The organism is Actinoplanes auranticolor, assembly GCF_018332655.1.
Classification (GTDB): domain Bacteria; phylum Actinomycetota; class Actinomycetes; order Mycobacteriales; family Micromonosporaceae; genus Actinoplanes; species Actinoplanes auranticolor.
Genome location: NZ_BOQL01000094.1, coordinates 1 through 9,624, shown reverse-complemented (window position 1 = coordinate 9,624; position 9,624 = coordinate 1). Strand labels below are relative to the sequence as shown.

General features: G+C 72.9%; 11 protein-coding genes and 1 pseudogene. 6 read left to right on the top strand and 6 right to left on the bottom strand.

The window, feature by feature from the left end:
• Nucleotides 1-156: 156 nt before the first annotated feature.
• On the bottom strand, nt 157-789 hold the full coding sequence (locus Aau02nite_RS44415; RefSeq protein ID WP_212994729.1) for a dihydrofolate reductase family protein: 633 nt from the start codon (nt 787-789) through the stop codon (nt 157-159).
• An 18-nt stretch (nt 790-807) separates the two neighbouring features.
• Here Aau02nite_RS44415 and Aau02nite_RS44410 point away from each other — a divergent pair, with 18 nt between their 5' ends.
• Complete coding sequence (locus Aau02nite_RS44410) at nt 808-1,161, top strand: ArsR/SmtB family transcription factor (protein ID WP_212994728.1); 354 nt, start codon at nt 808-810, stop codon at nt 1,159-1,161.
• Nucleotides 1,158-1,619, top strand: a complete 462-nt coding sequence (locus Aau02nite_RS44405) for an SRPBCC family protein (protein ID WP_212994727.1) — start codon at nt 1,158-1,160, stop codon at nt 1,617-1,619. Before Aau02nite_RS44410 ends, Aau02nite_RS44405 begins: the two co-directional genes overlap by 4 nt.
• A 41-nt stretch (nt 1,620-1,660) precedes the next feature.
• On the opposite strand, the gene Aau02nite_RS44400 is transcribed toward Aau02nite_RS44405, so the two are convergent.
• Complete coding sequence (locus Aau02nite_RS44400) at nt 1,661-2,332, bottom strand: VOC family protein (protein ID WP_212994726.1); 672 nt, start codon at nt 2,330-2,332, stop codon at nt 1,661-1,663.
• A 135-nt stretch (nt 2,333-2,467) separates the two neighbouring features.
• Between Aau02nite_RS44400 and Aau02nite_RS44395 the strand changes: the two genes are divergently transcribed.
• Together Aau02nite_RS44395 and Aau02nite_RS44390 are read left to right on the top strand one after the other, a co-directional pair.
• Nucleotides 2,468-3,412: a methanogen output domain 1-containing protein gene (locus Aau02nite_RS44395; protein WP_212994725.1), complete on the top strand. Its 945-nt coding sequence runs from the start codon at nt 2,468-2,470 to the stop codon at nt 3,410-3,412.
• A 103-nt stretch (nt 3,413-3,515) separates the two neighbouring features.
• Nucleotides 3,516-4,142 (top strand): hypothetical protein, encoded by a 627-nt coding sequence (locus Aau02nite_RS44390; protein ID WP_212994724.1) that lies wholly within the window; start codon nt 3,516-3,518, stop codon nt 4,140-4,142.
• 10 nt (nt 4,143-4,152) lie between these two features.
• Here the strand turns inward: Aau02nite_RS44390 and Aau02nite_RS44385 are convergent, their stop codons facing one another.
• Nucleotides 4,153-4,932, bottom strand: a complete 780-nt coding sequence (locus Aau02nite_RS44385) for an SGNH/GDSL hydrolase family protein (protein WP_212994723.1) — start codon at nt 4,930-4,932, stop codon at nt 4,153-4,155.
• A gap of 76 nt (nt 4,933-5,008) precedes the next feature.
• Between Aau02nite_RS44385 and Aau02nite_RS44380 the strand changes: the two genes are divergently transcribed.
• Both Aau02nite_RS44380 and Aau02nite_RS44375 read left to right on the top strand, forming a co-directional pair.
• Nucleotides 5,009-5,431, top strand: a complete 423-nt coding sequence (locus Aau02nite_RS44380) for an SRPBCC family protein (protein WP_212994722.1) — start codon at nt 5,009-5,011, stop codon at nt 5,429-5,431.
• A 162-nt stretch (nt 5,432-5,593) separates the two neighbouring features.
• A complete protein-coding gene (locus tag Aau02nite_RS44375; RefSeq protein WP_212994721.1) occupies nt 5,594-5,734 on the top strand; it encodes a hypothetical protein in 141 nt (46 codons plus the stop codon).
• 13 nt (nt 5,735-5,747) lie between these two features.
• On the opposite strand, the gene Aau02nite_RS44370 is transcribed toward Aau02nite_RS44375, so the two are convergent.
• From Aau02nite_RS44370 to Aau02nite_RS44360, 3 genes and pseudogenes are all read right to left on the bottom strand, one after another.
• A complete protein-coding gene (locus Aau02nite_RS44370) occupies nt 5,748-7,025 on the bottom strand; it encodes a DUF1501 domain-containing protein (protein ID WP_212994720.1) in 1,278 nt (425 codons plus the stop codon).
• 5 nt (nt 7,026-7,030) lie between these two features.
• Nucleotides 7,031-8,569, bottom strand: a complete 1,539-nt coding sequence (locus Aau02nite_RS44365; protein WP_246595909.1) for a DUF1800 domain-containing protein — start codon at nt 8,567-8,569, stop codon at nt 7,031-7,033.
• Nucleotides 8,570-8,770: 201 nt separating this feature from the next.
• Nucleotides 8,771-9,624 (bottom strand): annotated as a pseudogene (locus Aau02nite_RS44360) (nucleotide sugar dehydrogenase); the annotation flags it as partial.

Genomic DNA, 9,624 nt, shown 5'->3' with positions numbered 1-9,624 from the left:
GAGCCAGCCCCGCGACCAGAGTCAGCGGAGACGCGATCACAGCTGGCGGAGGTGCGGCCAGGGTTGGCGGAGGCGCAACCAGGGCCAGCGAGGCGCGATCAGGGCCGGCGGAGGCGCGGCCGGGGCCGGCGGGCCCGTAATCGGGCCGGCGCCGGGTCAGACGCGCCGGCGCGGGTCGTCGGTGTGCAGCGTGTCCGTCGTCGGTGCCCCCGTCGGTTCGTAGAAGTGGATCGCCAGGCCGCTCGGCGTCGATTCGTGGCGGGTCAGGCGCAGGCCGGCCGGCGTACCTCCGTCCGGGAACAGCCGGCGGCCCGCGCCCACCACCACCGGGGCGATGATCAGCCGCAGCTCGTCGATCAGGCCGGCCGCCAGCAGGGATTGCGCCAGCCGGGCGCTGCCGTGGATCTGCAGCTCCCGGCCGGGCTGCCGCTTCAGCTCCGCGACCTGGGCCGCGACGTCGCCGGACAGCACGGTGGTCGGTGCCCAGTCGCCGGTGCGCAGCGTCTGCGAGGCGACGTACTTGGCCCGGCCGTTGAGCTGGCGGGCGACCTCGTCGTCCGGGTCGGTCGCCTTCGGCCAGTCGCGGGCGAAGGCCTCGTACGTCCGCCGGCCCAGCAGGAAGCCGTCCGCCTCCCGGATCCATTCGGTGACCAGCCGCATGAACGTCTCGTCCACGTGCGGCACGAACCAGCCGCCGCCGGTGAATCCGTCGGTGGTGTCCTCGTCCGGTCCGCCCGGGCCTTGGGCTACGCCGTCCAGGGACAGGAACTGCATCAGGATGAGTTTCATGGGGTAACGTACTACCACATGGTTGTAGATGAGGTCGAGCGACAGGCGCTGGACGCGGTGTTCCACGCCCTCGCCGACAGCACCCGGCGCGACATCGTGGTGCGGACGCTGCGGGACGAGTATTCGGTCTCGGCGCTGTCCCGGCTCTATCCGATGACCTTCGCCGCGGTGCAGAAGCACGTCGCCGTGCTGGAACGGGCCGCCCTGGTCACCAAGCGCCGCAGCGGCCGCGAGCAGCTCGTGACCGGCAACGTCGACACCGTCCGCCGCGCCGCCCGGCTGCTCGACCAGCTCGAACTGGTCTGGCGGGACCGGATGGACCGTTTCGGCGACGTCCTCGCCGAGGACCCGAACCCGGGGGAGCCCGCATGACCGTCACCAGCGTCCACAAAGATCCGGAGACCCGGACGATGACCCTCACCGCGGAGTTCGCCGCCACCGCCGCGGGGGTCTGGCAGCTCTGGGCCGACCCCCGCCGGCTCGAACGGTGGTGGGGTCCGCCGACGCACCCCGCCACCGTGGTCGAGCACGACCTGCGGCCGGGCGGCAAGGTCGGCTATTTCGTGACCGGGCCCGACGGCGAACGGCGCACCGGCTGGTGGCACGTGCTCGCCGTGTCCCCGCCGGACGGCCTGGAGTTCGAGATGGGTGACCCTGACATCCAGTCGCTGCTGGTCCGGGTCCGCATCGAGGAGGAGCCGGCCCGCCGCAGCCGCATGGTGATCGTGACGACCTTCCCGTCCGCCGACGCGATGGACCTGCTCATCGGGATGGGCTTCGAGCAGGGTCTCTCCGCCGCGGTCGGCCAGATCGACGCCGTCCTGGCCTGAGCCGGCCGACGGTCAGGCGTCCCGGTGGCCGTGGCGGGCGGTCAGGTGTCGGGGTGACCCCGGCGGGCGCGCAGCCAGGGACCCAGGCCCTGATCGTCCTCGGTGGCGATGAACGCGCTGCGGGCGTTGAGCAGCGCCTCGTCGGTGTGACTCAGGCAGCCCCACACCGTCTCGCCCCAGGAGTCGGCCAGCTTGACCTCGGCCGGCTGCTCACACGGGTTGCCGTCCGCCAGGCCGACCTGGCAGGCGGCCGGTGCGCCGCCGCGCCGGCCGATCGCCTCGGCGGCCTGCCGGATCAGGGAGCTGCGGGCGGCCTCGTCGCTGGGCCGGGCCCGGCCGGCCGGGGTGCCGGTGCGCTGACCGAAGACGACCACGTTGCCGTCCGGGTCCTTGGTGCGGGCCTCTCCGCCGGGTGCGTGGCTGGGGTGGCCGATCAGCTCCACCGGGTGCCCGGCGGCGGAGAACCTTTCCTGTACGGCGGCCAGGTCGTCGACGTAGAGGTAGATGAGCAGCGGCAGCTCGGCCTGGATCACCGGCGGTTGCACGCAGGCCAGCAGCAGCGTGTGGCTGCCGCTCTGCAGGTACGACCAGAGCCCCCCGTTCTCCTCACCGCTCTGCGTCTCGGTGTAGCCGAACATCGCATAGAACGCCTGGGCCTGCTCGACATTGCGCACGTAGCAGACCGGGACCGCCGTTGACACCACACCGTTCATACCGGGCAAGATACCCAGCCCCCCACGATCGGGGTCGGACCGACGGGTGGAATCGCCTCCGGCCGGGCTTCCGGCGGCACCGTAGGGGTTATCGTGCTTCGATCCGCGGGGGCTTCTTCGGAACGGGAGTGCGGATTGGACTGGTTACTCACGCCGGGGAGCGGGGCGTCGGCTGCCGCGTTGCGCGCCGAGGTGACCGCCTTTCTGCGCCGGCACGCCGAGCAGCCCGACGACGTCGACGACGCCCGGCTCGTCGTCTCCGAGCTGGTGGGCAACGCCGTGCATCACGCCGGCGGCCCGGTCTGGGTGAGCCTGGACTGGTCCCAGCCGCGCCCGCTGCTGACCGTGCACGACCTCGGGCCGGCGTTCGAGCTGGGCGGGCTGTCGCTGCCGGAGACCGCCAGTGAGCGCGGCCGCGGTTTGTGGCTCGTCTCCCAGCTGGCCAAGGACCTCGACGTGATCGCCAAGCGCGGGCCGGGCAAGCGGGTGCAGGTGGTGCTGGCGCTGACCCGGCGGGCCGAGGCGTCGTTCGATCCGCCGCGCCGGCAGCTCAATCCGCTGCCCGCCGCGGACGAGGCGGGGCCGGGCGGATTCGGTAAGGAGGCGTTCCTGCGGGCGCTGGTCGTCGAGCTGGCCCGCAGCACCGAGGCGGCGCAGGGGCCGGCCGTGGCCGAGCAGCTGGTCGCGCAGGTCGGCGCCACGGTCGGCGGACAGATGGAAGAGGAGTATCGCCAGGCCCGGGCGGTGGCGGGTCGGCTCACTCCCGAGCAGGTCGCTGACTGCTACCTGCGGCTCAAGGGCGCCATCGAGGGCGACTTCTATGTCATCTCGGCCGGCCCGGACAAGATCGTGCTGGGCAACCGGCACTGCCCGTTCGGCGACACCGTGCGGCAGGCGCCCGCCCTGTGCCGGATGACCTCCAGCGTGTTCGGCGGGATCGCGGCCCGCAACCACGACGACGCGGTGGTGCTGCTGGACGAGCGCATCGCGGTCGGTGACCCGGAGTGCCGGGTGACGGTCCTGCTGGGCGAGGCGGCCCGGACCAACCCGGGCGGCCACCACTACCGGGCAGCGCCATGAGGAACAACCGGCGGCGGTGAGGAACGGCCGGGCGGCGCGGTGACGAACGATCAGCTGCCCGCCGGTGGCGATCGGTTCGCGGTCGTTGGGTATAACCGGGGCCATGGACGTTGAGGAACTCGCGCGGCTGATCGGTGAGGTGCCCGGCACCCAGGTGTCGGTCGAGGCCCGGGTGCTGGTCGTGCGGGTGCCGGCGCTCGGTGACCAGGCCCGCCTGGTCCCGTCGGACGTGCTCAGCCACGAGGTGACCGTCGGGCCCGCCGGGCAGCCCGTCGTCGTCCTCGGGATTCGCCGCGGGCACGAGCAGCTGCCGCTGATCGTCACCGTGGACGACCTCGTCTTCATGCCGGCGTACGCGGCCGACATGGTGGTCAAGGACGCGCCGATGGCCGTTCCGGACACGCCGGACCTGGTGGCGTACTCGGAGATGCACCGGGACGTGCGCGCGCTGGGCAAGGCGATCGATGATCCGGACCTGGAGCTGGATCCGGAGGTCCTGGGGGCCACCCTGCTGGTGCACCGGTGCTTCCTGGCCGGCGCGGTCCGGGTGGGACTGTGGCCGGTGCGGGTGGCGGCCTGGTGGGAGTACATGTGGGCGCGGGTCGGCAAGGATCTGCCGGTCGGGCCGTTCCGCCCGGACCCGCAGTGGGACCAGCTGATGGCGGCCGTGTCCGAGGCCCGCCGCCACGCCGCCGCGGCCAAGGAGAACGAGGCCCGCCCGGTGCCGTGACCGGCCCGGCTCAGGGGAGCGGGCTCTGGGCGGTCGGCTCGATCAGCTCCCAGCGGGCGTACTTGGGGTCGCGGTTGTCGCCCGACGACTGGCCGCGCAGCCGGCGCTGGATCCAGGGCAGCACGTGCTCCCGGTAGTACCGGGCGTTCTCCGCGACCCGGCGGCGCGCCCCGCTCGCGGTGCCGGCGGGCTCCGGCGGCTCCGCGAAGCCGAGCGCGTGCAGGACCAGGCCGGCGACCCGCCGGTGGCCGGCGCTGTTGAGGTGCAGCCGGTCGGTCGACCAGTACCGGTGGTGGCGGATCTCCTCGTCACCGAAGGCGTCGACGAACGTCACGTCGTGCCGGGCGCACAGCTCCCGGGTGGCCGCGGTGAGGTATTCGCCGCGGCGGCGGATGGTCCGGCCGAACGGCAGCTGTGCGGTCGGGTCCGCGCCGCTGAGCACCACCGGGCGTACGCCCGCGTCGACGCACCGCCGGACCGCCTGCTCGATCATGGCCACCAGCTGGGCCAGGTCGACGCCCGCGCGCATCATGTCGTTGCCGCCGCCGTTGAAGGTCAGCAGGTCGGCGGCCGGCCGCAGGGCCAGCGCGGCGTCGAGCTGGGTGGTGACGATGGGCCGCAGCAGCCGGCCGCGGATGGCCAGGTTGGCGTACTCCAGGGTCTCGCCCCGGCCGGCCAGCCCCGCGCTCAGCCCGGCGGCGACGAGATCCGTCCAGCCCCGCACGGTGCCGTCCGGCAGTTCGTCACCCATGCCCTCGCTGAAGCTGTCCCCGATCGCGACGTACCGCATGGCACCGCCCTTCCTGTCGACTCATCAGAAGGCTAATGGCATGAAGGCGGGCGGACGGGGAACGGCTACCGGGGTGATGGCTGAACAGGGCGACGCAGACGGGGCCGTGCGGGTCAGCGGCTCCTACGACTTCACCGCGCCGGCGGAGGTGGTCTTCGGGGTGCTGACCGATCCCGACCGCACTTCCCGCTGGCTACCCCGCGGGATGAACACCGCATCGGCGAGCCGGGAACAGGTGCGCATCCGGGTGGGCGAGCGGGTCCACCCGTACGGTGTGAAAGTGGTCACCGACCACTTGGAGTTGCAGTGGCACTCGCTGGACAGCACCGGCCTGCACGGCACCGCCCAGGTCGACGACGCACCGGCCGGCGGCAGTGTGGTGCGCGCCGAGGTGGTCGTCCCCGCCGGGCTCGCCGACGAGCGTCAGGTCCGCGACCTGCTCGCCGAGACGATGGCCCACCTGCAGCGCGACGTCAGCGACAACTTCAACGCCGGCTGACGGCGCTCTGTCCCAAGGGCAGTGCGGCCCGGCCGGACACTACGACTTTCGTCGCAGAGACCGGCCGGGCGAACCCCGCTCAGTGGCGATGCGGCGCGGGCCGCCCGGCCGGGATAGTCGTCTCATCGCAGCGCGCGGCGCTGCCGAGGCGAGGAGAAAGCGATGGCGGACAACAGTTTTGCGCCGCGGGAGACCGGCGCGCGGGTGGCGATCATGATTCTGGGCGACCCGGCGATGTTGCGGATCGCCGCGCTCGCGGCCGGCGTCTCGGCGCTGCTGCTGGCCGTCGCCGCCGTCCTCTGAGCACGCCCGGTCCTCACCGGGACCGGATCACTCCCGACGTCGTGGTGCGGACGTTCGGGAAGACCGAGCGGGTGTTGGCCAGGCCGCAGCGCTTGTGCAGGATCTCGCCGATGACCGCGCGGTAGTCGGTGGTGACGGCGAGGTCGCCGTCGACCAGGTAGCGCTCCGCCAGGCCGGGCCACCGGCCGTGCACCTTTCCGCCCACCACACCTCCGCCGAGCAGCATCATCGCGTTGCCGTAGCCGTGATCGACGCCGGTGGAGCCGTTCTGCCGGACCCGCCGGCCGAACTCGCTGACCGTCACCAGGGTGACCCGCTTCATGCCGGTGCTGCCCAGGTCGGTGGCGAAGGCCGCGAGGGCCGCCGCGAGCTGGGCCAGCTTGTCGTGCATCCGCTTACCGGGTACGGCCGCGCCCAGGTTCTCGTGCAGATCCCAGTCGCCGGAGTCGACGCAGGCCGCCATGAGACCCGTACCGCCCTTGATCAGCCGCGCCACGTCCTTGAGCGCGCGGCCCAGGGCGTCGTCCGGGTAGACCGCGCCGTTGGCCGGCTGGTAGGGCTTGGCCGCCAGGGCCTTCGTGGTCGCCAGCGAGCTCATCACCTGTCCGGCCGGCTGACCCAGCACGGCCGGCGCACCGGCGTAGAGGGCCTTCAGGGTGGCCGCCATGGGCTGGCCGGCCTGGTCGCCGTACATCGCGAAGTCGTTGATCGACTTCATGCCGAGGGCGGGGACCGGTCCGGCCAGCGCCCGGGCCGGCATCATGCTGCCCATCGAGACACCGTGCAACGGGCTGGCCGCGCCCAGGCCGCCGAGCATCCGGTCCAGCCAGCCGGTACGCACCGAGGTGCCCGGCGCGGCCCGTTCCAGCTCCTCCATCGCGGAGAAGTGCGAGCGGTTCGGCGCGGGCTGGCCGACGGCGTGGACCGCACCGAACGTGCCGGCCTTCCAGAACGGCAGCAGCGGCTTGAGGGCCGGGTGCAGACCGAAGCGGGTGTCACCGCCGATCAGCTTGGCCTTCGGCACGGCGATGTCCGGCCGGGCCGCGTAGTACGCCGGGTCGCCGGCCGGCACGATCGCCGACAGGCCGTCGAAGCCGCCCCGCAGCGACAGCAGCACCAGGGTGTCCCCGGTGTACTTGCCGGCGGCGAAGGCCAGCTGGGTGGAGATCTGGTCGCCGGCCAGTCCGGCGAACGCCCCGGCGGCCCCGGCCGCCAGCGCCTTGCCGAGCACACCGCGGCGGCTCATGGTGGTGCGCTGGTCGTCCGCGCAGCCACAGATCGGTCCGGTCATCGTCGTCACCTCACCGCGAAGTAGGGAGAGTTCAGCATCAGGGCCACCAGCTGCGGGAAGCGCCAGCCGGCGGCGGGGTCGGCCGGCTTGAGCGCCGAGGCCGGGGTCTTGCCGAAGTAGTTCGCCAGCGCCGTCGTGTCGGCGGCCGGCAGGGTGCGGCCGAACAGCCGCTGGGCGAGCGCGTCGATCAGCGCGCCGTACGTCGCCGGCAGCGCGCCGACGAGATCCTCGGCCAGGTCGGCCGGCCGCTGGAACTCCTTGGGCCGGTAGCCCGCGACGATGTGCAGGTGCGCGTTCCACCGGGCGAGCATGCCGCCGGGGGACGTCCAGGCCGCGGCCACGTCCGGGTAGCCGTTGGGGGGCGCCCAGGACATCGGGGCCTGGCCCAGCGAGCCGATCAGCCAGTAGAGCGATTCGATGCCGGCCGTACCCGTGGCGTCCGGGCCGTAGCCGACGGCGCGCACCGTCGCGACGATGTCCTCGTACGGGGTCCGCACCTTCGCCCCCACGGACGCCTTGAACTCCGCGGAGGTGAACAGGGCCCGCAGCACCGGGACGATCGCGGACTTGTGGTCGAGGTAGACCTGTACGAGCTTGTCCACCAGCTTGGCGGGCGGGGTGTCGGCGACGAAGCGTACGCAGAGCTTGGTGGCGATCTGCTCGGCGGTCGCCGGGTGCAGGGCCAGGTAGTCGAGCAGGGCCAGCGCGGCCGCCTCACCCCCGGCCGCGGTGGTGTTGGCGTGCCGGAAGTCGATCACCCGGACCGGTCCGGTGGCGTGCGCGTTCAGGCTGTACTTGTACTTGCCGGTGTCCCAGTCGACGGTCATGCCGGTGAGCAGCCGTGCGGCGTTCTTGACGTCGGACTCGGTGTAGCCCAGCCCGACCGTGTGCAGTTCCAGCAGCTCGCGGCCGTAGTTCTCGTTCGGCGCGGCCTTGGTGGAGAAGCGGTTGTCGAGGTAGGTCAGCATCGCCGGATGCTTGGCGGACGCCTTGAGCATGTCGGCGAACCGGCCCAGCGCGTGCGGCCGGATGACGGTGCGGTCGTAGTCGTGCCGGTTGTCCCAGACGTCGCCGGAGGGGTTGGTGACGTTGAGGTGGTTGGACCAGAAGTCGGCCATCATCTCGTACAGCTGCCGCTCGCTCCAGACGGCCCGGCTGGTGGCTGCGAAGCCGAGCTGGAGCATGGTGTCCCAGCCGTACCGCATCGCCCCCGTGCCGACCTTGGCCCGGAGCTCGTCGATCGACAGCTGAATGAGCGGGAAGCGGGTCAGCAGCGCGTCGCACGCCGGGTCGGCGATGCCGGCCGGGTCGAGCTGGCGGTCGAGCCAGGCCGCCGCGCCGAGCCGGCGGATCTCGGCGACCGAGGCCGCGGTGGGTCCGTAGGTGGCGCGGCGCAGCAGGTGCAGCTCGGCGTCCGCCGCGACGTAGGAGTTGGTGGTGCGGGTGGCCGCGCCGGCCTCAGCCACTGCCGGTACGGCTGCGGTGAGGCCGACGGCGGCGGCACCGGCCGCGGCGCCGGTCACGACGCGGCGGCGGCTGATCAAGGTCTTTGCCCGGTTTGCCGTCACACAGGGTGGTTCGGTCAGACATCTGGATCCCTTCGCCAACCCGGCCGATGGCTACCGAGCTGCAACGGACCTGGTCGCCGGGCGGGGAATCGCCGGCCGGCCGGCCGGGCTGTCGTGATCGGGCGCGGCCCGGTTCCCGGCTGTCCTGCCCGGCGGGGCCGGCGTGGCGGCGCGACCGCCCAGCCCGCGGTACTGCCAGCCGGCGGCGGACCAGGCTGCCGCGTCGAGGCAGTTGCGGCCGTCGATCACCAGCCGGGTCGCGGCGAGCCGGCCCAGCCGGACCGGATCGGCCGTGCGGAACTGCGGCCACTCGGTGAGGACGCAGACGAGCTCCGCGTCCCGGACGGCGTCGTCGAGGCTCTCCGCGAAGTTCAGATCCGGCTGGACCAGGACGGCGTTGGCCATGCCCTCGGGGTCGTAGACGTGGACGTCCGCGCCCGAACGGGCCAGGGCGGCCGCGATGGCGAGCGCGGGCGAGTCCCGTACGTCATCGGAACGGGGTTTGAACGTCGCCCCGAGCACCGCGATGCGGGCATCGCCAAAGCGCGGCCCGGCCGGACCCGGCGGGCAGCCGAGCAGCTCGGCGGCGAGCTGCAGCACCTTGCTGCGACGGCGCTGGTTGATCAGGTCGACCTCGTGCAGGAAGCGCAGGGCCTCGCCGGCACCGAGTTCCTGGGCGCGGGCCTGGAAGGCGCGGATGTCCTTGGGCAGGCAGCCGCCGCCGAAGCCGACGCCGGCCTGCAGGAAGCGGTTGCCGATGCGGGGGTCGTAGCCGATGGCCCGGGCCAGCTGGGTGACGTCGCCGCCGGCGACCTCGCAGACCTCGGCCATGGCGTTGATGAAGCTGATCTTGGTGGCCAGGAACGCGTTCGCGGCCACCTTGACCAGCTCGGCGGTGGCGAAGTCGGTCACCACCACCGGCACCTCGCGACCCTCCGCGGCGGCCAGCTCGAGGATGCCCAGGTGTGCGGCGTGGAGCATGTCGTCGGCCCACTCGGACCGCAGACCGGCGACGATGCGGTTGGGGCGCA

Bases quoted from the DNA above. Each gene is read 5' to 3' on its own strand.
- Aau02nite_RS44405 (WP_212994727.1), top strand. From the start codon at position 1,158: ATGACCGTCACCAGCGTCCACAAAGATCCGGAGACCCGGACGATGACC.
- Aau02nite_RS44380 (WP_212994722.1), top strand. From the start codon at position 5,009: ATGGCTGAACAGGGCGACGCAGACGGGGCCGTGCGGGTCAGCGGCTCC.
- Aau02nite_RS44385 (WP_212994723.1), bottom strand. From the start codon at position 4,932: ATGCGGTACGTCGCGATCGGGGACAGCTTCAGCGAGGGCATGGGTGAC.
- Aau02nite_RS44400 (WP_212994726.1), bottom strand. From the start codon at position 2,332: ATGAACGGTGTGGTGTCAACGGCGGTCCCGGTCTGCTACGTGCGCAAT.
- Aau02nite_RS44370 (WP_212994720.1), bottom strand. From the start codon at position 7,025: ATGACCGGACCGATCTGTGGCTGCGCGGACGACCAGCGCACCACCATG.
- Aau02nite_RS44375 (WP_212994721.1), top strand. From the start codon at position 5,594: ATGGCGGACAACAGTTTTGCGCCGCGGGAGACCGGCGCGCGGGTGGCG.
- Aau02nite_RS44410 (WP_212994728.1), top strand. From the start codon at position 808: ATGGTTGTAGATGAGGTCGAGCGACAGGCGCTGGACGCGGTGTTCCAC.
- Aau02nite_RS44390 (WP_212994724.1), top strand. From the start codon at position 3,516: ATGGACGTTGAGGAACTCGCGCGGCTGATCGGTGAGGTGCCCGGCACC.
- Aau02nite_RS44415 (WP_212994729.1), bottom strand. From the start codon at position 789: ATGAAACTCATCCTGATGCAGTTCCTGTCCCTGGACGGCGTAGCCCAA.